Below are 26,168 nucleotides of genomic sequence, written 5' to 3'. Positions count from 1 at the left end.
TATTTGAAAGAGTTTTATATAGCTTATTTATCAGTAATTTCTAAATTATAGGAAATTATATAGAAGCGATTTGAATAAAAAATATTATTGATGGAAAATTCAAAAACTACATACACACCAAATCAAGAGAATTTGACTGAAGAAACTTTAGATTTTGAAGTTTATCATTATTGTGATGAATCTGGAAAGCCTGTGTTTTTAACAAAAGAAGTTTATAAGAAAGAAAAAAGAATTGTGTTTTTTCCCTATTCAGTAGACCAAAAGGAGGGATCTTTAAAACCGAAACGGATAAGAAAACTCGAGTTGATTGGATGGGACAGTATTGAGGATATTCCACATGATTTTCGTGTGACAGGAAAATATGGGCTTAAAACACTCAGGGCTAGACATTTTTTTGCAGGTCTTTACCTGAAATATAGAGATGTTTTTAATTATACTATAGGAATTAATATTCCCAATAGCTTCAAGCAAGATCATATTTCATTAAATTGGGCGGATTTAAAAACAATACTCAATGAAATTTATAAAGAAAAGATGACATATGATAAGGAAAAAGCGTTTTTAATAAATAAAGGCTTGGGTAGGATAAATTCGACTATCACACTTTCTAAACGATATATGCCAAGTGGGGAGCTTGGCCGTTTTCTTGGAAAATATGATTCTTTTGCTAAAGTTAACCAAGAGGACCTGAACGCTCTTTCGTCAATTCTAGATCTTATCCCTCCCAGTATTATTAAGACAACATCTAATTTTATAAATAGTAAGGAACAGATCAATAAGGTCTATATTGAAGATGTTATTAAACAATTTGAGAAATTATCTTCTTCAAGTAAAGACAATGAAAAACAATGGCAAGCATTTTTTGAGAAAAATGCTTGGATATTGTCTCACCTTTTTCCCTATGAGGTTATTTTGCGTAAAAAAGAGGCATATGTTGGAGGAAAAACTATAGATAATGATCAAGGAAGAATTCTTGATTTCTTATTCGAAAACGGTTTCAAAGATAATTATGCGTTACTAGAAACCAAAACACATAAAAAAGATCTTTTCAAAAAAATTGCTTACCGCAAACCGGATGTCTTTCCAATGTCTGACGAATTATCCGCCGGGATCACACAATGTCTAGATCAAAAAGATAATTTTATAAAAGATTTCGGCAGAAACAATCCATCATTTGATCCCAAATGCATACTTGTCATTGGTACAAAAAGCATGCTCACTGATTCTCAACGTCGTTGCTTTGAGTTATTAAGATCGAGTCAAAAAAATGTGGAAATAGTGACCTTTGATGAAATATTAATGAAATTAAAAGGTTTGCTTAAAGTCGTAAGTATTGATAATATGTCGTAATTATAACAATCCTAAATACCGAAAACTAAATGATGAAGGCACAATTATAATATTTATAACAAATACATTTTTTTACTTAGCTTAACATTATGAATAAACTTATCATTGTTGGAAATGGTTTCGACATCCATAATAAATTACCAACAAAATATACAGATTTCCTGATTTGGTATCTAATCAATTGTTTCAAAAGTTCTTCAAATGACGATGGAAAGTATAAAGAATTGATTGAAATATCTCACAATGTAATTTATCAAGGTAACAATTGCAGGGATATAACGGATTATAAACAGCTAGCTTTGTGGTTGATCACAGAATTTAATTTTGAATCGAGTGCGTATAGTCCGGATTTCATATCTAATGGAGGAATGTTTAAATTTCATTTAACTTCGAAATCAGAATTGTTTTTGCGTTTAATGAGTCATCAACGCGAACGAAACTGGGTTGATATTGAAATGACATATTACAAATTATTGAAAGATTGTCTATCTCTATTCAATACTATTGGAGAAGAAGAGAAGGCGGAGAAAAGATTAAAGAAGATTAATGCAGATTTTGAACTACTAAAAAGTCTTTTATACGAGTATCTTAAGATCGTTAGTGAGGGAGCTGAAGTAGAATACAATTTTGACTATTGTGCAGATGAATCAATTGATTCTAAAATTATTATTGATAAGCATCATATAAAAAATATACAAGAAGAGGATTATAAAGACAGTCGATATATAACGGCCAAAGATGTAACTATATTAAATTTCAATTATACAGGTTTACCTTACCAATTAAATAGGAGGAAGTACAATCATATTGATATACATGGATCTGTTAAACGTCAGAATAATCCTATAATTTTTGGCTTTGGAGATGAGATAGACTCTGATTATCTTGAAATGGAAAAAACCAATAACAATGATTTTTTAACCTATATAAAGTCATTTGGGTATTTTAACAATACAAACTATAAACAACTTATTGATTTAATTGATTCAGATTCTTATGTTGTGTATATATGGGGGCATTCTTGTGGTCTTTCGGATAGGACATTGCTAAATATGATATTTGAACATGACAATTGTGCTGCGATAAAACCCTATTACTGGCAAAAAGATGTTAATACCGACAACTATTTAGAGATCACGCAAAATATTTCGCGTCATTTTAGAAATAAGCAAAAAATGAGGAATAGAGTTGTCAACAAAGAGCTTTGTTCAGCGTTAGGTAGTCAAAATTAAAAGCTGACCTCTTAATGTATATTTAAAAACGTACAGATTTTTAATAAGTCTTGATGTAATTGGGTAATGATGTCAGTGATTTCGGTCAAACCAAAATGGTAAATCTTCAGTTAGAGTTCATTGTGGCGGGCAGTGGACAGCATCGTATGGGATGAAAACAGCTCTGACAAAGTACCGGTATCAAAGCCTAGGAGCTCCTTCAAATAATGTATATAGGTATTGACTGTATTACGGAAAATACTAAGAGCGGAACCTATTTTACGGTTACTGTCACAGTCCAAATGTAATGTGATTACTTGTTTTAATTCCCGCGGATCAAGTTTGGTGGCCATATCGCAGTATTTAAGGCGACAAGGTAATTCTTTCTTGAGCTTTTTAAAGTGGCACTGTAAGTACCCCATTTTTCCGACAGCTGGGATTGGACTTTTCTAATTTACGTTACTAATTGATTTATTTGTTGTTTGTGTCTAATATTTTTTGATAATTCCGTTGGTGTAAGATTCCCAAGACCTTCATGGGGTCTGTTGTTATTGTATTCATCCATCCATGCCTGGGTATGTTCTCTTACTTCTGACAAGTTGAAAAATAAATAAGCATCCAAAATTTCTTTGCGATAACTTCGGTTGAACCGTTCGATGTACCCGTTCTGCATAGGCTTACCGGGCTGGATAAATTGAATAGCGATGCCTTGGTCTTTACACCAGAGCTCAAAATGATGACTGGTGAATTCAGGACCATTATCTACGCGTAGACAGAGCGGATTGCCCTGCCAGTCTATGATTTGTTCAAGTGTCCGAGTTACCCGCAAAGAAGAAATTGAAGTAGCTATTTCGATACACAATATCTCACGGGAACAGTCATCCATCACATTAAAGGTTCTAAACCTGTTTCCGCTGGCCAAGCTATCGCTCATAAAGTCCATGCTCCATTTTTGATTAATGCTGACCTGTTGTTCCAGAGGCTGTTTCTCCCGAGCAGGTAGCCGACGTTTGCCACGCCGCTTCCTGTTCATATTTAATAGCTTATACACCCGATGAACTTTTTTGTGATTCCAGGGCTTCCCCGCTCTGCGCAGATAAGCGTAAAGTTTTCGGAATCCATATACAGGATGTTTGGCGGACAGATCATCTAATGCAGATATGACTGCACTGTCATCTTTCTTACTAACATAGTAATATTGTGAACGGCACATGCCTGTCAATTTGCAGGCTCCGGTGACACTCAAACCGTGATCTACGACAATTTCCTGGGTTAACTGTTTTTGCTGCCGGAGCCCCAACCTTTTTTTGTGATGACTTCTTTTAGGATATCATGGTTCATACTCAGTTCGGCAAACATCTTTTTCAAACGTGCATTTTCTTCCTCAAGTTCCTTTAGGCGTTTGACATCTGAGGCTTCCATGCCTCCGTAACGGCTCTTCCAGTTATAAAATGTGGCCTTGCTAATTTCCAGCTCACGGCAGATGTCTTCGGTCTTTCTGCCTTCTTCGCCCTCTTTGAGTGCTCGCACAATCTGGCTTTCTGTAAAACGTGTTTTTTTCATTTTATTACTTAAATCTAAACATTTATGTCCAGTTTTAAGCTGTTTGATTTTTTGGGACACTTACAGAGTCTTTCTTGTGGCAGTTGTTACTGCTGCGATACGTCCCTTTTTAAGGGCTATTCTTTTAAAGAAAGGTAACAGATCGTGGTCCTTTTGATTACCAATAGAATTTGCGACATGCCTTTTAAGTAATTTTGAATCTTGCTTGATGAGATTTTAAGAATGATTCACAATCACTGTAGTAATTATGAAGATCATTTGATATCTGATCATCACCAATGCTAAAAATAATTTTCCTATGTTCTCTGATTAATTTGCTCTTTTGCAAATGCTCTTCTTTAGTCAATTTATCACTATTATTAAATGATTTATAATACCCAATCTTCAATGCTGAATCAAAAATATCTTCCTTAGTTTTTTTTATAAATCGAATGTATTTCGTTATAGCGTTGTTTTCACCTAAAACAAACAAAGCCTCATACTCCATGTTAAACAATTCATTAACATATGATTCATATTTTAAATATCTGTATTGAATTTTTATAAATTCTGAATGTGTTTCTTGATACTCTTCGTTTAAATGATTACCTCTTTCTTTTAGTAATTTAATGCCTTTTTTATGTTCAAAATCAAATGAATATGGATTTCTAAGATCAACTATTAGCTCTTTTGAGCTTGGAAATACTTTAGAAAACCTGACTAATATATCAAGGTTTTTTTCGTTCTTCCATTCATCTTTTGCTTCTTTAGCAACCCCATAGGTGCGCCAAGCATAGTATAAAGCTATACCAGCAATAATAACAGTAGCAACATCAGATAGCATCTCAATTCCATCTTTACAAGTATATTCCATTGTTTGGTTGATATTATATTGAATCTGTATTCCAAAGTAAAAAAAGCACTTTTTTTTGCGCACTTTTCAAAAATAACAGACTATTTATATTAAAGGAGTATAATGCAAATAGTGTTACTTCTTTTGTAAATAAATAATAAATGGTTAAAAAATCAACTTTACTAGCTCTATTCCAGGAATTGGGTTCTGTACGTCTCTCAAGTGGCGAAATTACTAATTTTGAAGATTGGGTAGAACAAATTAAATCTTTAATGAAAATTCCCAACTAATAACAAAGATTAAAAGGAGCTGACTAACCAGCGCCTTTTTTCTTTTTATGTTCTGATTTAGCGGCTTCTTCAGTCGGCGTTGTTTCCGTCTTAACATCATCTTGGTAAGCCTCCCATGGATAAGTGTCATTTTGAGAGAATTGATCCTTATCTATTTTTACTTTAAACGCCATTGCTAGCCCTTCATTTTTTATGTGGATCTCAGTCTCCTCAATATCTTTTACCATTGGATGTTTAAGAGCAGATAAACGTTGATGTGCTTCTATATTTAGAAGCGTATCACCTGCTTTTGCACCCGAGAAACGACAAGCATACACAACTGGGATTCCGACAACTGTCAATTCAGATGAAGTATTAGCTATGCTAACGATACCACTATCAATTCCAATTCCTAAACCTACGTCCTTTATAAATACAGTAAATTTATTCCTACAATTTTTATAGTGCTCTTTAAAAACTAAATGACATTCTTCAGCAGCTTTTAAAGCTCTTAATATTGCTTCTTCTCCACTATAAAATTCAGGAAAAAATGCTAAAATTCCATCTCCAGTGAACTTATCAAAAATTCCAAAGTTTTCAATTATTATTTTAGATAACTTATCGCTTAGTGCTGTTATAAAATCAGAATATTGGGTAGGACTCTTAGCTTTTAACATTAATTCAGTTGAACGCCTTATGTCAATTGAAACTACCACTGCGAATGTTTCTTTGCCATGTTCAAAATTGGCACTGAACTCTGCTGAACTTAAGTACTTGGATACTGCTTCTTCATGGATCCTACTAATAATATGTGAACTTTTTTGCTTATTTTCTATTTCTTTCAACATTATTAGTGACTTTTCTTTATCACCTTGCGCAGCAATGAGCTGTCTCTTCAAGTCAATTATTTGCTCTTCAATAGCAATTTTGCTTTTGGAATTGGAAATAATTTTACTCATGTTAATGTACTCTTTATATTTTTCCACTACAGAGTTATAACCACCGCTCTCAATATTGTAATCTAATTTACCGCCTCTTTCTTGAAGTTGCTTAATTCTATTTTTTATAAAGTCAGAACTTGATTCACTACTTTCGTGACCATTTTTATTTTTATCCTTTTCTTCCATGTTGGTTAATTTGGTTTAATGAAACCAATATAAAACTATAATCCCATTATTCATAACTCAATGTCTTGTCCTGAGATAGCTTTACACTAAATTGTAAAGTATATGACAAAAAAGAGTAATGTGGAAAATTCCAAGCCGTTCCAAAGAATTGGAAGGTCTTATCCGGAAGAGTTAAAAAAGAGACTCGTGCAAGAAGTTGAGAGTGGTCGGCTCAGTCAACGTGCTGTAGAGAGGACTTATAAGATTAATCGGAAAACAATTGACAGTTGGATTACCCAGTTTTCTTTACTTCCTTTGAAACGTAATGAATTGATTGCAAAGCCGATGAAGGAACCAAATGAAAATTCAAAGATAAAACGACTATCAAAACAAGTTTTAGAGTTGCAGAAAGCCTTGGAAAAAGCCAACCTAAAAATTGATGAATTAGAAACTTTAATTCATGTTAGCGAAGAAGAACTTAAGATCAAAATAAGAAAAAAGCATGGTGCCAAACAGTCAAAAGAATGAGGCAGAGCCATTCCTATGTGAGTTTAGGGGATCTCTGTGCACTGTTTGGCGTAACACGACAAGCTTATTATGACGCTATCCGACACGCTGAAAAAGCTACTATTGCAAATATGGTGCTGCTGACTCTGGTAAAAGAAATACGGAGTCAGATGCCAATGTTGGGAACAAGAAAACTAATGTACGTGCTGGAACCAAAGTTAGTTGAACATGGCATTAAAATGGGACGGGATCAACTTTTTGATTTACTTCGGTTTCACGGCCTGTTGATCAGACGTCGCAAGCGCATCGCGCAACAACAGATTCAAACCATGTTTTTAGAAGGTATCCAAACCTCGTAAAGGAATTAATTACAACTGGCCCCGAGCAGCTGTGGGTAAGCGATATCACATATATTTGGACTCTACATGGGTTTAGTTATCTTAGTCTGATTACGGATGCCTACTCAAGAATGATCGTCGGCTATTCCTTGCATCCAACGTTAGAGGCGATTGGTTGCTTAAAGGCATTGGAAATGGCGATAACCGGTTGGAAGCATTTATCTTCGTTTTATCTCATCCATCATTCCGATCGAGGTATCCATTATTGTTGCAATGAATACACAGAAATGCTCCAGCGTTATGGCATTGCGATTAGTATGACGCAGAGTGGCAGTCCTTACGATAACGCGCTAGCTGAACGTGTTAACGGTATTCTTAAAAATGAATTCTATCCTAAGCGAGTATACCAAAATCATAAGGACGCGGCTAAAAACATTGATAAGATTATTAAAGTCTACAATTTGCGACGCCCACACATCAGTTTGGATTTCCAGACTCCCAAAAATGCACATTCTAAAACTGGTGAAATAAAAAAGAGATGGAAGCGATATCCTAGAAAATCGGTGGCTATAACAGCGGAAGTTTAAATCAATATTTTAGATGTGAAAAGTACTTTGTATAATTGTAAAGGATTTTCAGGATTACCAAAAAATGCTGTAAGATCTATTTAGGACTAATGGTTAAATCTGTAAAGTTTTTTCAGGACGAGACAGTAGTAGTAAAAGCGGACGAAATTCACAAGATCGAGTTGAAATCGAGTAAATGATCTCTCATTAATCTGATTATGAAAGACAAGGGAACATAATAGTTCTCATAGGATTTGCAGAAAAATAGACAAGACCCAATCCTGTTATTTTGTTATATTTAATCTTTGGAGAATAGTCTATTAACCCTAAAAAAATTGACCGAAGTAAATGGAAAGTAAATCATTAGTAAATCAATTAAAACTGGCATATAGTCCGCTGAGTAATTATGATTTTAGTATTTTAAAGGGAGATCGTGATATTCAGAATGCTCTACAAAATAGTAGCTTATATATTATAGCACAAAGACCGGTATTGAGTTTTGAAAATATCCGGATTAACAAGGTGGAAGGTCAGTTAGAATTCGAAATACATCAACAGGATAACAACGCAATTTTAAAATGCAAACTTCCTATTTTTCAAGAAAATCTTGTTAACAACTCTGATAGGTCGCACGTCTATTATTTTGGTTCACATGATCCACAATTTATTTTTGATGAAAACAATGTATCTAATGTTCATGGTATTAAAATTTACAAATCTTCCATCGAGCCAGAGAATTTTATTATTTGGTTTTCCCCTGAAAAATTCTTATTTAATTATTTAAATGGACACTTCAGCTGCTTCATTGATGGAGATGTAAGTTTATTGCTTAAGTACAATGTCCATTATGTTGGGCAGTCGACAGATCAAGACATTTGGAAAAGACTTACTGGACATGAAAAATTACAACAAATATTATCAGTGGAATATCCATTTGTATATGGCACATTACCGACTCACGAGATTGCACTGCTCCTTTTTGAATTTAGCGACAACATCTCATTTCAAACCTTTGATGGTGATGCAATATATGACGATTTTATGAAGTCATTTAGCGGTGAATATGATGTAGATCAAAGAGCAATATACTTGGACGCGGAAAAAGCATTAGTGAAGGCTATGACCCCTAAACATAACAAAATTCTTTTTAAAAATTATCCAAAAAGTACTGACGGCCTACATAAATACAAACTTTCTAGTTATTCGTATTCATTTATGGACCCGATAACATTTAAATATGGTAATGATGAAATACGTGGCGGTTTAAACGAATTTGGAGGAGATATAATTTTTATTGATAGTGATTCCAATTTTACCTTAAATAAGGCTTAATTCATAAAGTTGTTTAGATAAATAGTTTAATAAATATTTGTTTTAGTTTATCGTAATTGAAATTCTGGACGAATTTCAAAATCAAAGAGACTGTAACGTGAACTGTGTCAACGAAATAATTCAATAAGGTTTTTTTATATTTAATTATTCAAACGACATGGTCATGAAAGAAAAGACCCCATTTGATTTTTCGTTAGTGTTTGTTTTTAAATGTACTCAAGAGGGCTTCGCCGTTTTGAACGCTTCAAAGAGGAAGCTATGCAAGGTCTTTATAACGGAAAGAGTTTATCTCCCAATGATGGCGTTCTAGCGCCCTTAATTAAGCACTTACTGGAGTCGATGATGGATAGCGAGCTGGAAAGTCACCTTCAGGAAGATAAAGCTTCCGCGAACTCCAATCGTCGTAATGGCAAGACCAAAAAGACTGTTCGAGGTCTTAATACCGGTACATTTGAGCTTGAATCTGGACGGGATAGATCGGGTACATTTGAGCCCAAGGTAGTACCCAAACGTCAGCTTATTATAACAGAACAGCTTGAGGGACACGTGTTGAGCATGTATGCCAAAGGTATGAGCACACGTGCAATAAGTGATTTTATCCGCGAGATGTATGCTATGGAGATTTCTGCAACTGAAATATCCCGCATTACAGAAAGCGTCATGCCTGCTGTTAACGAGTGGCGAAGTCGTCCGCTAGAAGCCGTCTATCCCTTTGTCTTCCTAGACTGCATGCATTATAAAGTCCGTCAGAACGGTACTGTTGAGTCCCGGGCCATTTACAATATCCTGGGCATAGGAATGGATGGACGTAAAGACCTGATAGGGCTTTATAGTTCGGAAAACGAAGGAGCTAAATTCTGGTTATCCGTACTCACCGATCTAAAGCAACGCGGTGTAGAGGACATCCTGATAGCATGTATTGATGGACTGAAGGGCTTTCCTGAAGCTATAGAAGCTATTTTTCCAAAAACAAAAGTTCAGTTATGCATTGTCCATCAGATTAGATCAAGCATGCGATACGTTACAGAAAAGGACAAAAAGGCTGTTATTGAAGATTTAAAGCCCATTTATAAAGCTGTAAACGAAGAAATGGGATATGAAAAACTACTGGTCTTTGAAGAGAAATGGGGCAAGAAATACCCCATAGCCGCTAAGTCATGGCTCGATAACTGGATAAACCTCTCTACTTTTTTTGAGTATGATGAGCAGGTACGTAAGACTATCTATACCACTAATCCTATTGAAGGAATGCACCGTCAGATTCGAAAAATAACGAAGTCTAAAGGTGCATTCAGTTCTGAGCAGGTTCTTATGAAGCTGATGTTTCTGATAATAAAGGACATCTATAAAAAGTGGACAATGCCTGTGCATAACTGGGGCTTGACCATATCCCAACTTTACATTAAATTTGGGGATAGGCTCAAACTTGATAGCGGCTTTTAGATTTTGGTTAATTATCCAATGACACAGTTCAGTTTACACTCCCCCTATAAACCATCCCCAACACGTCATTTGAAACTTTTGAGGGTTTGCATGAGTGTTGGGGAGGGAAGCCAAATCAATAATAGACACTATAAATTTTTATGGCGTAATTTCTCAATTGGATAACTGTCAAAGGTATCATATTCTATAACAATTATATATTATAGTTTTAATCGGCTTTCAGCCACTTCGATAATTCTAATAAAATCTATAGGATCTCCATCAATAGATACTTGAGAACTCTCCATTAAATACTTTTGGATATATAATTTATCTTTTGTTTTGGCAGCAAGAAAATGCTGTAAGTAATATATAATAATATCGTAAGATATTGATTTATATGTAAACCCATCCGTAAAAACTTTTAAGAAACTAAAAAACAAATCTTTATTTATCTTTAATTCCTTTTGTATATCTTCAATTGTAAGCATGTTAAAAAAATCAAACCGTTGAACCAAATCTACAAATGAATTACTTCGACTTAGATATTCCCATCCTACTTTATTAGCTAATAAATCTCTAGCTTCAATGATAATGGAATTTTCTGAATTAAATTGCTTGAGGCTAGCAAAGTTTATTAGAACATTTTGAGGTTCTCGAATTATCTGCTCTGTCACCTTGCTTTCAAACTTAACCAAATCCCTTTTCAATCTAACAAACTCTTGATCAGCTAATTCCAATAGAGCTGAAAGTCGATTAAAACTCCTTTTATAATCATCGGGAATTTGCGCTTTCCCTTTATAACCCAAGTCATGTTCAATTTCAGCCCAAGCATGTTGCAAAATAGATCTAATTTGGATTTCAATTTTTAAATTTTTAAAATCTGAATTTTCATAAAGCTGTAATCTTCTATTGTCTAATTCTACAACTAAATGTAATGACTTATATCCAAATTGATCACTATTTAAAATCCTTTTATCTATGGAATTATCATTATCTATTTGAAATTCATCTCTTATTAATTTGTCAATTAAATCTACATCACTTTCCAAATAAGAAGTAATTCTTATCCCCACTAGATCTGTAATGTCCGAAAGACATTTGTATTTCTCAGATTTTCTATCAATTTTACTTGATAAGCTTTCATAGTTTTTTACTCTCCCGTCTATGTTATGAAAGGCTATTTTTTTTTGTTTTAGTAAATCATTAAGTAAACTAAGAGATTTATCCTTAAACCTGTTATAAACATGGATTTTACTCTCAAATTCATTAAGAATTTCATTCTTCATATTCAGATAAGTTATAATGAGGAAATATGGCATTCCGTTTCGGAATCACTAGCATAAAGATATGCCAAACCAAGTTAAAAAAGAAATCGGATTGCATCCCATTCTTTTTTAATGCTTCGCAGTTTGTCATACTTGATGCCTTAGTAATCCCTCCACTTCATAAAAGCTTGAAGATTTTTAATGGGTGCGTAGCACTAATTAAAAATCTTCAAGCTTTTAGAGTTTGGCTCGCCTGCTGTTCACTCAGGCTTCGCTCTTGTCATTATTTTTGATAAGCCCAGGTCACAAGCCCCTTTTTTCAAAAATACCGCCAAGAGGCTTCGTCTATTTCATAGATATCGTTGAATCGTCCTTACAGACTTTTCTTCAACGACCTTCGTTCAACTCGCAGGATGGCGAGCAATAATATCCTTTCTAGCCCCTTACAACTAAGTATTTATAATAATATTCAGAAGGGATTTTTATAAATGAAGATTCCGGTTTTAATTTACTTGTTGTTTCTAAAAGTCCAATACTTTCTTTACCATCGTTTACTGAGAATTGCTTTTCATAAAAATAGATATTTACAAGTAATAAAGCCCCAACAGAATTAATAACATTCTGTAAATTAGCCTGATAATAATATTCATTACGGTTATGCTTAACGTTATTATGACTCTTCCACCAAATGGGATTTTCACCATTAGTTATCCAATTTTCAAATGGTTTGTATTCTAATCCATATCTATTAATCGAAATTTTTTGATTCACAATATCTGATCCTGAAGACAATATTATGGTCTTGTAATCATTAATATTATTAGGGTTGGAATTTGGCTCAATCAGCTTACAAAACTGTTTAAGCATTACATCTACTTCCGAAGAAGATGATAATAAAATATGAGCAATCTCAATAGAATATGTTTGAAGATTATTTTCAGAAAATTCGATATATCTAGATAAGTTTTCTAAATCTTTTTCTATTGCTAAAAATTAATTCCAGTGATGGTTGATTTCGTGAAATGATATCATAACTAGGTCTATTTTTTCAATTTTTACTAGAATAAATATAGCGATTAATTTTGTCTGTGTCATACTTGCAAATATTCTAGAAAGGATAATTCCCTCAACTGGCAGGAAGGAGAGCTAAGAAGCTTGATTAATATAACGTGGCTAAAATGCATAAAAAAGGCCTTATCCTATGATGAAGTCTTTTATTCAGCAGAAAGTTAGGGGGGGCTCGATATTATCTAGCAAGGTATATTTCTAAAGACTTTAGTTGATCAACTATATCTGTTAGTCGGAAAAATATTATACCTCCAATTCTCTTAACACTTTAAACCCCTTATCTGTCAATTTATAGCTCTGTCGACTGCTGGTAACTGCCAATTTAGTTTTAGTAATTAATTCAGTGTTTTCTAATACATTTACTGTCCTAACGGCATTGTTGGTATCATTTTTCATCTTGGCTTTATTGAAAAGTTCTTTTCTTGTTTTCTCACCATCAACTAAAGTTAACAGCATAATGGCCATTTTTCGTAAAGAAGGCTTGATTATTTTGTTTTCGCTATTCACTAAGTCCGATTTGATTGGTTCGCAAATTTGCTCCAATTTGATTACTAAGTCGAAAAGCGGGTCTATTTCTTTGGGAAACTTTTTGTCGGAACGTTTATATTTTATGGGTGATGTCTGAGTCCTTACTAGTAAGCCAGTATTTACCAAAGAATTTAAAGAATTTTGAACTTTATTTGGCTCAATGTTGATTTTGAATTTTGAAGTAATAAGCTTTGACAATTCCGATGCAGTCAAAGGCTTGTCAAGTAATTTTTCCGGCAAAACTCTTTGCAAGATTATTCTCTTGGGAATTCCTTTTTTATCTGTTATTTCACAAATTAGAGGGGTTTTCGGATGAGTTTTTTTCAAAATAGCAATAAGTTCTTTCCAAGTTAAATTAAAAGAAAGACTACTTATAAGTTCTGTCTTTACCCCGATAAATTGAATATATTTATCTTGTTCCTCTTCATTTAAGTACTTTTCACCATTCTCAATTCGCTCGATTGATCTTTCGTTGATTCCAGACTTTTTAGCCATTTCTTTGCGTGAAAACAATAGCTTTTCCCTAACTATTCTGAGGTTTTTTCCGATAATAACATTGTTGTCTATTGCCATATGTTAATTTATGGCATACTGTGGAAAAAAATATTATTTATTTATGTGAAATATTAGATTAATTCACTAGGTTTGTAATAGTAATTCTCTCTATAGAAGAGGAGATTTATGGTATTTAAAACAAAGAGTCTTGCGGCTACATTTTCTGACGCCGTAACGCAAGGCAGTAGTTATGAATACCCATGTCTATTCTTATATAAAAGCTTTTATTATATTTGCTTAATAAGATAGATATGGGGCTACTGTTAGTCTGTGTTACGTTAGGCGTCAGAAACTTAATTTGTGGCCACAGCATGTAGCCCTTTATCTATCAAAGCTACTTCATGCAGGCAGGACTCGTTAACCAATAGCGAGTTATGATTATTAAAAACAAACATCCAAACATTTCAATCCCCCCTTAATTTTTTAGGAGTAAGAGTCTTTATGACCAAATCCGAATATTGTCAGTGTATCTATATCATCTGCTGTGTAACCAATTATTAGACAACTAACTCGGAGCATTTTTTTAAACTAATTTATGAACCTAAGCGTGTACGCGCGCGTGGTATAGGAATAGTATTGCTGTGTTTTTGGCGATGCTGATCATTTTAATGTCCTAAAAATGAACCAAAAATCAATTCAACTGCTACCCTTTGAGCTAGCATGTTATGAAATATACGACAATGGATACGATCCATTAAATACCATCCGGGAGTTCTGGTCCCAACATACCCTCAACGAATGTCAAGAGAGCCTTTGGTTGCTCTTTGAAAGCTATAGAAAGTGTGTAGTACAGGAAGATGCTACTGATGTTAAGCAGATGCATACCTTTTTGATGAAAGTGAACAGTGTGCTGATGGCTTATTTCCTGGTGCACTTTCGCAAGATAGAAATCGATACGGTACCATTTGCCTTTGCAGAACCTGCAGAAGCTATAATCGCTGATCTGGAAGCCAAGCAAAGGATCCACAGTTTCTTTAACCGAATTGCAGAATAATACCTAATCCATAAGCAGATGATAAAAAGAGCTAATCTTTACGCTGCCTTATTGGATAAGGGAGCGCTTGTAATGCTATTCGCATTGTTTTTCAATCTTGTTAATTGTTCTTTAAAGGTGTTAAAGAATACAACAATGGTTTTTACTTGCATTGCTGTATTTTATATGTTTAGTTTATCGGCTCAGACGCCCCGCAAGGAAAGCGGGGCCAATGGGCTCAATGGCCTCACAGCGCTCAATCCCGGTGATCCTATTCCCGAAGCTGTATGGAAAATGCCATTAGAACTGAATTATTTTGATGGAAAGAAAAAGATTGTAAAGCTTGCTGACTATAAAAACAAGCTGATTGTATTGGATTTTTGGTCCACAGGGTGCGCGTCCTGTATTGAGGGAATACCCAAAATGGAGCTCTATCAGCAACGCTTTAAAGATGATATCGTCGTTCTGCTCGTAAATAGCAAGCGTAATAAAGATACAGCGAAGCGTATAAAAACGAGATTTGAAAAATACAGGTTTGATTTTAAGTATACGCCGATCTTACCAACGATACTGGATGATACGGTCTTTACCGCTTTGATAGAGCACAATACACTGCCGCGTATAGCCATTATCAACAGGGCCGGTGCTTTTATAGGAACCAGCTCATCAGCGAGCCTGTCCGAACAGCATATTAGCGCTATGCTCAAGACGGATAAACTACCTTTCGAAAGTGAAAGAAATATCCTTAATAAGGTGATCGACCATGTCGAAACGCCCTTATTGATCGATACAGTGGGGTTGACCTATACCTCCACAATAGCGCGATATAAAGTGAATTACAACGGCATTTACCCGAATGTTCACTATAAGAACGGGCAGACATTATTGCAGACTGGAAACACTACCGTAAGAGCTATGTATCAACATGCTTTCCCGGAGGTGTTCAAAGATAAAGTGTACGGTACCTATGTCTTCCATAGTTCGGTGCCATACAAATTTAAAAAACTGCTGAACGATCCGCATACCTATTTCTGGTATCAGTATTTCAACAGGGACTCGGTAGACAACTACAGCATCAACCAGGCGTTTCGACGTGCATTGGTCGATAACTTTGCGGTGGATGTCAAACTGAAATTTGGTTTTCAGGATGTCTATATCCTAAAAATTGACCCCTCCAATAAAAGCATTTTGTCCAAAGGTGGTATGCGAATGCAGTCGATCGAAGAGGGAAGCTCTGCGCTGATCATGCAGAATGCAGGCCTTATTAGCATCGCGAATTTCTTGCGTACAACTTTGGATAGACCCGTCTTAGTCGAGGGAAAGAATCTTCCAAAAGTGGACCTTATGCTGCCGTCAAATTTCTATGACTTGGATAGCGAAAGCAAGATCGCAATGTTGGCCAAGAGGGGGCTTATCCTCAGTAAAAGTAGAAACCTCCTCGAGTATCCATTTTTCTATAAACCTATTGAATAAACGACCATGTTAAAATATATGATATCGGTTTTGTTATCCTTTTTATTAATGGGCATAGCAAAACCACAGCAAAAAGTTTGGGTAAAGGGCACCATTCTCACTAAGCGGGATAAATCGCCCATTGTGGGCGCTACCATAAAAGAACAGCGCAGAAACAACCAGGCAGCGAGTTCGGTTGGCGGGAAATTTTCTATACAGGTAAGTGATGACACCGATTCATTGGTTTTTAGCTACGTAGGCTATAAGACCGCCACTGTCGCAACCAAGCAGCTTCTAACACAACAGATCATCCTATTGGCGCAACAGGACAATTACCTGGAAGAGGCGACTGTCAATACGGGTTATCAGGTACTGAAACCAAATGAAATAACGGGAGCGGTAGATGTCGTTTCCAACAAGACCTTGAACGAACAGACAGGGACAAACATCCTGCAGCGTTTGCGCAATGTGGTACCTGCATTTCGCTATGACAATAATCCTGTTAAAAATACGGACCTCAATAAATTGAACATTTCGATCCGGGGATTGAGTACGATCAATGGAAACCTCGATCCACTCATTGTGCTGGACGGATTTATTTACGAGGGCGACATGGCCAATATCGATCCGAATAGCATCGAACAGGTCTCGATTTTGAAAGATGCAGCAGCCTCGGCGATTTGGGGTGCACGTGCAGGCAACGGAGTCATTGTCATCACATCCAAAAAAGGACGGATCAACGAAAGTGCGCGTATATCTTTCAATTCCAGCTTCATGTTGCAGGAAAAGTCGGCCTATACCAATCTGTATCGGGTGGACAATGGTACCTTTATGGATATTGAAAAGATGCTGTACGATAAGGGATATTACAATTTTAATATCAATACCTTGAAATATGTGGCCATGACACCGTTTGTGGATCTATTGGATAGGAGGGCAAAAGGCTTGATTTCTATAGCGGATTCGACGAAATGGGATAATTTTTACAGAACCCAAAATGGAGCTCAAAATTATATGGATAATTTTGTTTCCGATGCGGTTACCCAGCAGTATGCCTTAAATATCAGTGGCGGCGGCTTAAGCAATTCGTATAATTTTGGGTTAGGCTATACGCGTGCAGGTACCGAACTGGCAGCAAAGACGAGAAAGCTCAACCTACAGCTCAACAATAGTTTTAGGCCGACAGAGAAGTTACAGATAGACCTGTCGGTGTTGTTTACAGATCAGTTATTGCGATCGGGCAAACCGGCATTCAACTCTTTTGTTAATTCAAACAAAGCAGTGCCCTACCTGAGTTTCTTTGGGCCTGAAGGAGAGCAAATCCCTTTTGAAAGAGAATATCGTAAACTGTATCTGGATAATAACTATTCGAATGGTTTTCTCGACTGGAATTATTATCCCTTGTCCGACCATACAAATTCGCAGACATCAAATAAACTGCGGGAGCTCTATAGCAATCTGGCGTTGAACTATAAACTGACCTCGTACCTGTCAGCTTCTTTGTCGGGTCAGTACCAACAGCAGCAGGTGTTGGCCGCGGGATCGGATAATAGCGACAGCTATATAGCAAGGCGTACGGTCAATCAGTATACGCAGGTAGATAAGAATACCGGAGCAGTGAAATATAATGTGCCTAAAGGAGGCATATTGCGCACAAACAATGGGACAGGATCGTCCTATACATTAAGAGGGCAGCTGAACCTGAATAAATCGTGGACGGAGCATCGGGTAATCGGCGTAATCGGTGCTGAAATGCGCGAGCGTTTATACAAGGAAAATAGCCAAACGGCCTATGGGTATACGGAAGACCCTTTATTGACAGTTCCTGTCGACTATGTCAATACCTATCCCATCAACCCGACCAGTATCAATATGAATGTGGTCGGCGCGCCTTCTTTTCTCAAACAGGTAAATCGCTTTGTTTCGCAGTATGCAAATCTAAGTTATATCTGGCACGATAAGTATGGGGTGTCGGGTTCGTTCCGGAAAGACGGTGCCAATGTTTTTGGTGCTGCGACCAATGACAAATGGTCGCCACTTTGGTCCACGGGACTATTTTGGGAACTGGGTAAGGAGAAGTTTCTTGAAAGGAATTTTATCGATCATCTAAAATTGCGCGCCACCTACGGCTACAGTGGCAATGTGGATCTCCGTAAGACGAAAGATCCCGTGGGCAGCGTGTCGGTCGATCGAAATTCAAACCTGCCCATCATCATAATCACTTCTCTAAACGATCCGTCGCTCCGTTGGGAGAAAATAGGTACATTGAACATCGGACTGGATTACGCGTTTTTTAATCGCCGCATATCGGGCTCAATCGACTGGTATAATAAAAATGGACGGGATTTATATGGTTTATCCAATTACGATTATACATCATGGGGATACCAAAGTACAATTACTAAAAATATCGCCGCCATGAATGGCCGTGGTTTGGATCTATCCCTGAACACGGTAAACATTGACCGTGTGATCCAGTGGAGATCGCGCTTGACCCTGAGCTTTAACAAAAATAAAACGACAAAGTATTACTCAACCACACCAAATACCCTAAATACATTCATTAGCAATGGTTACGGGATCACGCCGATGGAAGGCTTTCCGCTTAATGGTCTTTCGGCTTATAAGTGGATGGGTGTAGACGGTAAGGGCCAGGGTTTGGGACTACTGGATGGTGAACCGTCGGCAAATTATAGCGCAATACGTGCAAGTATTGCAAAAGATCCACTGCATTCGGAAAGTATGGCCTTTATCGGATCGTCAAAACCACAGGTATTTGGCAACCTCGCAAATACTTTTGCATGGCGCTCTTTTGACCTTTCGGTTAATATCAGTTATGCGGGCGACTATTATTTTCGAAAACCTGTCACCTCTTATACGACATTATTTTCCACAGGTACGGCTTATCCGGATTTTGAGCGCAGGTGGCAAAAGCAAGGTGACGAATTGACTACCGCCGTACCGGCCATGTTTTATCCGGTCATATCCAGTGCGGACAGTTTCTATGCCAGCGCGGATATAAACGTGCTCAAAGCTGACCATATCCGTTTGGAATATATAAACTTCTCCTGGCGGAATTCGCTAAAGATAAACAACAGAGCAGTGCAGCTACAGATTTATGGTAATGTGTCCAACCTGGGTATTTTATGGCGGGCAAACAAGGAACGCATTGATCCAGAATTTCCCTATCGCATAGCACCTACAAAAAATTACGCACTGGGATTAAAATTAGATTATTAAACGATCAGCGATGAAAAAGATAAAATACTATGTGTTTTTACTAGGACTTATGATGGTTATCATGGCGTCGTCCTGTAAAAAGTTTCTGGAAGAAAAGGCGAATGCTTCTATGGTGGTACCACGTACCCTAGAAGATCTACAACGTATATTGGACAACGCCCAAAGTATGAACGCCGGCCTATCCTCCATGAGCGAGGCGGCATCCGACAACTACATGCTTACAGAGACACAGTTCAACAGTCTGCAGGAAGTATACAGACGAAACTATATTTGGGACAATGACGAATACTATTACAACAATGACTGGGCAAAAGGGTATACAGTCGTTTACAATAGCAATCTTGTGATCGATTTACTGAAGAAAATCGGCCGTACCGCCGACAATGCCCAGCAATACGATCAGGTATTGGGGTCTGCATTGTTCTTCCGGGCGAGCCAATATTTGAATTTACTATGGACATACGCCAAAGCGTATAATGAGTCCACCGCGGACGCTGACCTTGGTATTGTGCTTCGGGAATCGGCAGACTTTAATAAAAAGTCAGTCCGTAGTTCCGTTAAACAATGTTATGAAAGGGTAGAAGCCGACCTATTGCAAGCCGCGGAGCTATTACCTAACAAAACTATACATGTGAACAGACCTACAAAATCAAGTGTCTACGGTATGCTTGCCCGTTATTTTCTGTCCAAAAGAAGTTATGTAATGGTCGGTCAGTACAGTAGGCTTTATCTGGAAAACCGAAGTGAGCTGATTGACTTCAATGACGACAAACAGGTAAATCAAAACGCCACCTATCCATTTGAAAAATTCAATAAGGAAATTGACTTCTACCAAGAGTTAAGTGTAAACTATTTGGCTGTATCGCGCGCATTTGTGGATCCAACGGTATACAATTCCTATGCTGGGAACGATCTGCGAAAAGTGTTGTATTTTAAGAATAATGGAGCCGGAATAATCAACTTCAAGGGGAATTACAATCCGGCAGAAGGACTTTTTGCTGGCATTGCTACGGATGAGGTCATGCTGATGCAGGCAGAAAGTCTTGTAAGGTCGGGGCAAGTGAAAGATGGCATCGCGTTGCTGAATAAACTACTATCGACACGATATAAGAGCGGCAGTTTCCAACCTTATGAGGTTAGCGACCCAAAGAGTGCGTTGGAGCTGTTATTGAATGAGCGGCGGAAAGAACTCCTGTTTAGGGGGCTGCGCTGGATGGATATCAAGCGTCTGAACCTCGAGGAGCGGAATATCTCGATTGTACGCAGTGTTGCCGGACAGGTTTATACCCTCAAACCCAACGAAAATCGTTTTGCCCTACCTTTACCTTATGATGTTATACTGGAAACTGGCATGCCGCAGAATCCGAAATAACCAATACGGCCCCTAAATGGGGCCGTTCAATGTGAAAATATGTGCAGATCAGAAATTAATCCCTGTTGATCGGATTAAATGCCGTTGTGCTACTACCTCCTGTCCTGGTCGGAATATAATCGTTGGAAGAAGGACTGCTTTCTTGCGCACCAAGTTGTATTTTGGTAGGATCCAATTGTCCAGTAGATGTTAAATCACTGGAATCGACCTCTTGCGCACAAGCTTTACTGTTTCCATTACAATCTTGACCGTTGGGTGTAGTGGTCCAATTCGACTCGTCCTGTACTTGTGACGGATCCGAAGAATCACCATGGAAGTAAAGCATCACGCTGGCAAAAGATTTGCCGGATAATTTTTCAACAGCTTTTGCACCATTGAAACATACTGCGAAGGCTATCGCTAACATCATGTAGCCTTTGCGATTGAAGATACTAGTCATATGACTATCCTCCTTTCTGTACAGCAGACCGCTTTTATTTTTCTTTTTTAAATACTTCTTGGTCTGCGACAATTTGTGTTTATAATCAACCATAGTTTTTTCCTGAAACTACGGTCTGGTTTTCCTATGCTGTAGCCGAATTACTGTAACCCCTCTACAAAGTCGTTCGGGAACGGGGCGCCCTGCATGGGGTAGTCGAATGCATTCTTCGACTTTCCTCTTAACAGCGCTTGAACATGACCTATGACGATAATAATAAAAAATAGGAGGAACAGATTTATTCTGCTTTTATAGCGTTTATTTGTAATATGTTGAGCTATCCTATTTGATGTTTTACTACTGATGAAAAATCCTGCAAGACATAGCATAAATAACAGCGCATTTATCCAGAGGTGGGTGATCCGATTGACGTTGGTCAAAAAGCTGCTGCACATGCAAGGCGCATCTTTTAGTACGCCGAATACACCCAATGCGATATAGATACTGAAAATAAGAATCAAAAGAAGGGATACTGACCAACCTAGATATTCCAGTTTCTTACTCGGCATAAAAAGTAAGACCGCCAAAGAGATTTCCAACAGTGGCATCAACCAAGAAAGGACAGGCGCAAAGGCGCCGATAATTGGTTGGTGAACCAGCGAAAGCTCAAATGCATCATGGATCCAAATCTTATCCATGCCAACATATAGCCAGAATAGGATCATTCCGCATCGTATGATTTTATAGGTCCAATGGTATATTTTATCTCCTCTCATGTTACTGACGATTTATCTGCAGCGGTTAATGGGTTCACCTTATCGGGCTTTTACTTTCTCAACCATCTTATACCAAAGTTCGCCAGTAAAAATTAAGTGGGATATACAGAATCTGGACTCTTGTATATACAGAATCTGGATAATGGATGCCAATAGCTATAAAATGTATAATAGGGGCGTGTCAAATCATGGGTTAATGCGCTTAAAATATGCCGTTGGCGTCATGCCCGTTTGATTTTTAAAAAAGCGGACAAAGCTGCTGGGCGATGTGTAGCCGAGTTCGTAGGCAATTTCGTCGGTATGCATGCCATCAGCTATATACTTCTTTGCAAGGCGTAGCATAAACGCTATTTTGAGCTCCTGGGGGCTCTGTCCGTAATAGCTATGTATAAGTTGATGCAGATAGTCCTTACTGATTCCAAACCGGTAGGCAATATCTTCCAGTTTAAAATCCTGGCCATGCACTGTTACAGCCTGTTTGATGGCTGAATAGGCTGCTTTGGACTGTGCTTGCGATTGCGATATCTTCTCGTATTCTTCAAAAATCTTTTCCTTCGATAGCTGGATCAGTTTCTTGATGGCCCAGAGGATATTGACCTCGCTATCCAGATCGCCTTTTTTGATTTTTGCCGCAATGGACTTCATCAATGAAATGGTTCGGGGCCCCACCCGAAAATCAATGCTGCAGCAGGATCGCTTGTCTCCATTTCGATAGGCATCGACCAGGTGATGCAAGAACTGGAAGGGGCGTTCGTTGCCAGCCCGGAAAATACTGCCGCGGAAATAAAAGTTGACAAGCGTATAGCTGCCCGTAGGGATGTATATTTCATAATCTCCTCTGGTTAAGTAGAAATAGCGTCCGCGATTGGAAGCGATGCTGTAACTGGTCGGCTGTCTAATATCCTTGATGTGAATAGCGGAGTCATCACTTAAAATATAAATGATATGCATATCGGAGCGCTTTACCCTTACCGGAATGACGATATCGCTTGATAGCGCAACATCCAGCAGGTTGATGTAGCCAAGCAGTCCATCAAACTCCTGCAGGCAAGCCTGGCCAGAGGGGTGCCGGTAGTGACTGATCTTTCCATTGGATAGTGTTATCTGCGGCAGGATAGTCAACTCCGCAGGCGCACAGCACGCGCCAAAGACAGATTCAAGATGGAGATGTAATGCTTTTTTCATTCGCTTTAGGTGTATAAGTTTCCCCCGGTCAGGATTTCGGGATGATCGGGGGAAGTTGATTTTTCGATAAGGTCCAATTGGCTTCCTACTGTTTTAAATTTTTCTTCATCTGATTACTATTTATGATAAATATGGCTTTTATTTGATCACGGATGCAAGTGCAGTGTCCTAACCTCCGCTATTTTGGAGGATAATTTTCCCTTTAAGTACCGCGAATCACTTTTTAGTAGATTTTATTTAGTAAATTGGATGATTAAATAATAACAACCTAAACCAATTAAGGGAATTCGAATGAGCTTATGAAGGGATTAAAACTAATTGCGCTGAGCCTGCTTATTGCCGTGCTTTTTAATTTGATCGGAACGAACGAAATCGGGCTAAAGCCTTTTTGGCCGCCCATGTCTTGGACCTATGTATTCCAATTTACCCTATCCATCCTCTTGCCTGTGCTGCTTACACAGGGGCTCCTAAAAGTTTTTTGGACCTATTGGCAGAAGCAATATCCCGATCTGAACCTGCTCGATAACGGCAAGATCAAGACCGAGAGCTTACCCCACACTAAGCGCATCAGGGCGATACTATATACCGCCGCGGGGACTATATCCATCCACCTGGGTTGCATGTATGTGTTGTTTGATCGCATCGACGGTCAGGATAAGCTGTTTAGCATGTATTGCTTGTATTATTTGCCCTGGGTGAGTACGGGGTTGGTCGCCAATGTAATCGTTGTTTTCCGTCAAGGCAGGCTGTGGTGGCTAACGTCAGAAAACGTATTGGTCTTATTTGAGAAGGAGATTATGGCAAAGCAACCTACCGTTGAAAATAGACCAGAAAGCGCAGGACGCGCACAGCTGCCGACGGTATCGGATGCGTATATCGTACCCGGTTTTCTCTTTGACGTGCTGTATAATAGCAGCCCCTTCAATATCGAAAACTTGCAAAAAGATGCGGTACGGATGTTTGATGTACCATTCTATTTTTCGCAGAAAAGAAAAAGGGAGATCATTCTGATCGACGGCAGCCGTGTGGACGGCAGTCATTTTGTGCAGGAGCTGGAACGGCTGGGGCTCGACAAATGGTATTTCCGTATCAGTAAAACGTGCCGGGTGAATATGATGCTCGTACGTTATCCTGTAGATCCGTATGCGACGCACCTGGAGTTTAGAAAAGAGGTGTTCGATTATCTGCATACAAAGATGTCGGAACTGGAAATCACGAGCCTAATGCTCGTCACGGAATGGATGCGTAAAGAAAAAAAACTAAAGGATTTTATCGATAACCTACATACACTGCGGCATGAGCACTGGGATCGCCTTATACCGCTAAACTGATGCATCACGAAATTGTAAAACGCGATAGACCGGGCGCGGCAGCCAGCCAGTTAGCCTGCTGCCGATGATCTGTGCCATATCGCAGCGCTGATGGTGTCGTATTTCCATTGATTGCCCAACTTTCTTGGCACTTTCTCCCAACCAAATCCTGCCTTTACAATAATCTTGCTCGTATTGGGCTCAGCTTTTCCTCGTAATAAATTCGAGCAGCGCCCGATGCCGTCCCGATGAAATCCCGATGAAAGCTGGGAGTTGATAGGGAATTGATTGCGTGTTGGCTTTGCAATGCTATCAATTTTTTTGTGCTAGAAAACTCAACGTTGAGACAAATTCGGTCTGTAATCGGTTAGGTTTCTGATGCTTTTCGGTCAGCTGTAAGTCTTTAATTGATTTGCTTTTTGTTGTTGATTTAAAGTTTTTTATCTTTTTTTAATTTCCGAAAACAACCTATCCACATCTTTCTTGGCAAACAGTCCGGTTCCCTCTACCATCGTAGTCGCCGAGCCGCACGCGATGCCCATTTGAAGGACCTGTTTGAGATCGCCTTGTTGGGACAACACAGACACCATGCCGGCGACCATACTGTCACCAGCGCCCACAGTACTGCGTACTTTTACCACTGGGGAAGATAGCTGAATTCGTTCTGTTTCGGAATACAAGATAGCGCCCTGTGCACCTAGCGAGACTACGATAAGCGTTGCTTTACCCTCCGATATGAGCTGCTGGGCTGCCATGTCCAGATCAGCATGCCCCAATTCCTCTTTCCCCACAAGCGCAGCAAGCTCCCCGGCATTTGGTTTGATCAAAAACAAACCTTCCTCCAATGCGACGCGAAGTGATTCGCCAGAGGTGTCGACAATTATTTTACTGCCCTTGGTTTTGTACGTATGGATCAGTGACCGTATAAACTCAGGCGGTACACCAGCCGGCATACTACCGCTGATCACGACAAAATCCGGAATATACTTCAGTTCCGCAATCGAGGCCATGATCCCCTCCAGCTCGTTGGATTCAACGTGTTCTCCTGGAAAGCCGAATCGATATTGCTGATTGGTTGAACGGTCAACCACAATAAAATTTTCGCGGGTTTCGCCATTCACCCGGATAGGATCGACGGCAATATCTTCCAGCTTCAATAAGCTTTCGAGCAGACCGCCAGTCTTTCCACCGGAGGTAAAAAGGGCAGTAGAAGCCAAACAAAGTCTCTTCAAGGCGCGCGATACGTTAATACCGCCGCCACCTGGTTGGTATATCGGCTGTTCACAGCGCAATTTCTTTTCGGGAACAATATGCTGTACGCTGCTACTCTTGTCTACGGATGGATTCAGGGTGATTGTTAAAATAGATTTTGCCATTTTTCTACGTTATAATTGCTGTTCAGCGATAAAATAGTGCATTGTCGGAAAGCACTAGCCGATACACTAATTAAAGGTACTGATTAATGTTGATAGTGGAAGATGCCTGGCAGATTCTGGGCAGGTCGTTTAAAGCACAAGAAAGTGCCAA

At 38.3% G+C, this 26,168-nt stretch carries 22 protein-coding genes and 1 pseudogene; 12 read left to right on the top strand and 11 right to left on the bottom strand.

Annotation, left to right across the window (positions count from 1 at the left end):
* Positions 1 to 90: 90 nt before the first annotated feature.
* Together VXM68_RS18225 and VXM68_RS18220 are read left to right on the top strand one after the other, a co-directional pair.
* A complete protein-coding gene (locus VXM68_RS18225; RefSeq protein ID WP_367209597.1) occupies positions 91 to 1,350 on the top strand; it encodes a Shedu immune nuclease family protein in 1,260 nt (419 codons plus the stop codon).
* Between the two features lie 89 nt (positions 1,351 to 1,439).
* Positions 1,440 to 2,582, top strand: a complete 1,143-nt coding sequence (locus tag VXM68_RS18220; RefSeq protein ID WP_367209596.1) for an AbiH family protein — start codon at positions 1,440 to 1,442, stop codon at positions 2,580 to 2,582.
* 110 nt (positions 2,583 to 2,692) lie between these two features.
* Here VXM68_RS18220 and VXM68_RS18215 read toward each other — a convergent pair whose 3' ends face one another.
* From VXM68_RS18215 to VXM68_RS18200, 4 genes are all read right to left on the bottom strand, one after another.
* Complete coding sequence (locus VXM68_RS18215; RefSeq protein WP_367209595.1) at positions 2,693 to 2,914, bottom strand: hypothetical protein; 222 nt, start codon at positions 2,912 to 2,914, stop codon at positions 2,693 to 2,695.
* Between the two features lie 101 nt (positions 2,915 to 3,015).
* Positions 3,016 to 4,124 (bottom strand): IS3 family transposase gene (locus tag VXM68_RS18210; protein ID WP_367209594.1). Its coding sequence is split into 2 segments (ribosomal slippage): positions 3,016 to 3,863 and positions 3,863 to 4,124, totalling 1,110 coding nucleotides; the frame shifts between segments, so codons are not numbered across the junction.
* A gap of 184 nt (positions 4,125 to 4,308) precedes the next feature.
* Positions 4,309 to 4,977 carry a hypothetical protein gene (locus tag VXM68_RS18205; protein WP_367209593.1) on the bottom strand — a complete coding sequence of 223 codons (669 nt, stop codon included), beginning with the start codon at positions 4,975 to 4,977 and terminating at the stop codon, positions 4,309 to 4,311.
* A gap of 292 nt (positions 4,978 to 5,269) precedes the next feature.
* On the bottom strand, positions 5,270 to 6,352 hold the full coding sequence (locus VXM68_RS18200) for an adenylate/guanylate cyclase domain-containing protein (RefSeq protein ID WP_367209592.1): 1,083 nt from the start codon (positions 6,350 to 6,352) through the stop codon (positions 5,270 to 5,272).
* A gap of 102 nt (positions 6,353 to 6,454) precedes the next feature.
* Between VXM68_RS18200 and VXM68_RS18195 the strand changes: the two genes are divergently transcribed.
* The 5 genes and pseudogenes from VXM68_RS18195 (at position 6,455) to VXM68_RS18175 (ending at position 10,517) form a co-directional block, all read left to right on the top strand.
* Positions 6,455 to 6,859 (top strand): transposase, encoded by a 405-nt coding sequence (locus tag VXM68_RS18195; protein WP_367209591.1) that lies wholly within the window; start codon positions 6,455 to 6,457, stop codon positions 6,857 to 6,859.
* A complete protein-coding gene (locus VXM68_RS18190; RefSeq protein ID WP_367209590.1) occupies positions 6,856 to 7,197 on the top strand; it encodes a hypothetical protein in 342 nt (113 codons plus the stop codon). The genes VXM68_RS18195 and VXM68_RS18190 overlap by 4 nt, the downstream gene beginning before the upstream one ends.
* Positions 7,197 to 7,763: pseudogene (locus tag VXM68_RS18185) on the top strand (IS3 family transposase); the annotation flags it as partial. The gene VXM68_RS18190 and the pseudogene VXM68_RS18185, both read left to right, overlap by 1 nt.
* A gap of 327 nt (positions 7,764 to 8,090) precedes the next feature.
* A complete protein-coding gene (locus tag VXM68_RS18180; RefSeq protein WP_367209589.1) occupies positions 8,091 to 9,074 on the top strand; it encodes a hypothetical protein in 984 nt (327 codons plus the stop codon).
* A 210-nt stretch (positions 9,075 to 9,284) separates the two neighbouring features.
* Entirely contained in the window at positions 9,285 to 10,517 is a 1,233-nt protein-coding gene (locus tag VXM68_RS18175) for an IS256 family transposase (protein WP_367209588.1), read from the top strand.
* 200 nt (positions 10,518 to 10,717) lie between these two features.
* On the opposite strand, the gene VXM68_RS18170 is transcribed toward VXM68_RS18175, so the two are convergent.
* From VXM68_RS18170 to VXM68_RS18160, 3 genes are all read right to left on the bottom strand, one after another.
* On the bottom strand, positions 10,718 to 11,785 hold the full coding sequence (locus VXM68_RS18170; RefSeq protein WP_367209587.1) for a GTP pyrophosphokinase family protein: 1,068 nt from the start codon (positions 11,783 to 11,785) through the stop codon (positions 10,718 to 10,720).
* Between the two features lie 414 nt (positions 11,786 to 12,199).
* On the bottom strand, positions 12,200 to 12,631 hold the full coding sequence (locus tag VXM68_RS18165) for a hypothetical protein (RefSeq protein WP_367209586.1): 432 nt from the start codon (positions 12,629 to 12,631) through the stop codon (positions 12,200 to 12,202).
* 444 nt (positions 12,632 to 13,075) lie between these two features.
* Positions 13,076 to 13,933 (bottom strand): helix-turn-helix domain-containing protein, encoded by an 858-nt coding sequence (locus tag VXM68_RS18160; RefSeq protein ID WP_367209585.1) that lies wholly within the window; start codon positions 13,931 to 13,933, stop codon positions 13,076 to 13,078.
* 601 nt (positions 13,934 to 14,534) lie between these two features.
* On the opposite strand from VXM68_RS18160, the gene VXM68_RS18155 reads away from it, so the two are divergent.
* From VXM68_RS18155 to VXM68_RS18140, 4 genes are read left to right on the top strand one after another with little or no spacing between them, the layout of a single operon-like run.
* Positions 14,535 to 14,909, top strand: a complete 375-nt coding sequence (locus VXM68_RS18155; RefSeq protein WP_367209584.1) for a hypothetical protein — start codon at positions 14,535 to 14,537, stop codon at positions 14,907 to 14,909.
* An 18-nt stretch (positions 14,910 to 14,927) separates the two neighbouring features.
* The gene (locus tag VXM68_RS18150) at positions 14,928 to 16,361 is read left to right on the top strand and encodes a TlpA family protein disulfide reductase (RefSeq protein WP_367209583.1); all 1,434 of its coding nucleotides are present in this window, start codon (positions 14,928 to 14,930) and stop codon (positions 16,359 to 16,361) included.
* A gap of 48 nt (positions 16,362 to 16,409) precedes the next feature.
* A complete protein-coding gene (locus tag VXM68_RS18145) occupies positions 16,410 to 19,580 on the top strand; it encodes a SusC/RagA family TonB-linked outer membrane protein (RefSeq protein WP_367209582.1) in 3,171 nt (1,056 codons plus the stop codon).
* A 10-nt stretch (positions 19,581 to 19,590) separates the two neighbouring features.
* Positions 19,591 to 20,952, top strand: coding sequence for a RagB/SusD family nutrient uptake outer membrane protein (locus VXM68_RS18140; protein ID WP_367209581.1), 1,362 nt, complete (start codon positions 19,591 to 19,593; stop codon positions 20,950 to 20,952).
* 55 nt (positions 20,953 to 21,007) lie between these two features.
* Here VXM68_RS18140 and VXM68_RS18135 read toward each other — a convergent pair whose 3' ends face one another.
* From VXM68_RS18135 to VXM68_RS18125, 3 genes are all read right to left on the bottom strand, one after another.
* Entirely contained in the window at positions 21,008 to 21,484 is a 477-nt protein-coding gene (locus tag VXM68_RS18135) for a hypothetical protein (RefSeq protein ID WP_367209580.1), read from the bottom strand.
* A 47-nt stretch (positions 21,485 to 21,531) separates the two neighbouring features.
* Positions 21,532 to 22,146, bottom strand: a complete 615-nt coding sequence (locus VXM68_RS18130) for a MauE/DoxX family redox-associated membrane protein (protein WP_367209579.1) — start codon at positions 22,144 to 22,146, stop codon at positions 21,532 to 21,534.
* A gap of 186 nt (positions 22,147 to 22,332) precedes the next feature.
* Positions 22,333 to 23,268 carry a helix-turn-helix domain-containing protein gene (locus tag VXM68_RS18125; protein WP_367209578.1) on the bottom strand — a complete coding sequence of 312 codons (936 nt, stop codon included), beginning with the start codon at positions 23,266 to 23,268 and terminating at the stop codon, positions 22,333 to 22,335.
* A 362-nt stretch (positions 23,269 to 23,630) separates the two neighbouring features.
* Between VXM68_RS18125 and VXM68_RS18120 the strand changes: the two genes are divergently transcribed.
* Positions 23,631 to 24,662: a hypothetical protein gene (locus tag VXM68_RS18120; RefSeq protein ID WP_367209577.1), complete on the top strand. Its 1,032-nt coding sequence runs from the start codon at positions 23,631 to 23,633 to the stop codon at positions 24,660 to 24,662.
* Between the two features lie 419 nt (positions 24,663 to 25,081).
* Here VXM68_RS18120 and VXM68_RS18115 read toward each other — a convergent pair whose 3' ends face one another.
* Positions 25,082 to 26,017: a 1-phosphofructokinase family hexose kinase gene (locus VXM68_RS18115; RefSeq protein ID WP_367209576.1), complete on the bottom strand. Its 936-nt coding sequence runs from the start codon at positions 26,015 to 26,017 to the stop codon at positions 25,082 to 25,084.
* Between the last annotated feature and the right edge of the window lie 151 nt (positions 26,018 to 26,168).

It is taken from the genome of Sphingobacterium sp. R2, assembly GCF_040760075.1.
Lineage (GTDB): Bacteria > Bacteroidota > Bacteroidia > Sphingobacteriales > Sphingobacteriaceae > Sphingobacterium.
Note: the sequence above shows the minus strand (reverse complement) of the source record. Positions and strands in the feature narration are given on the sequence as shown.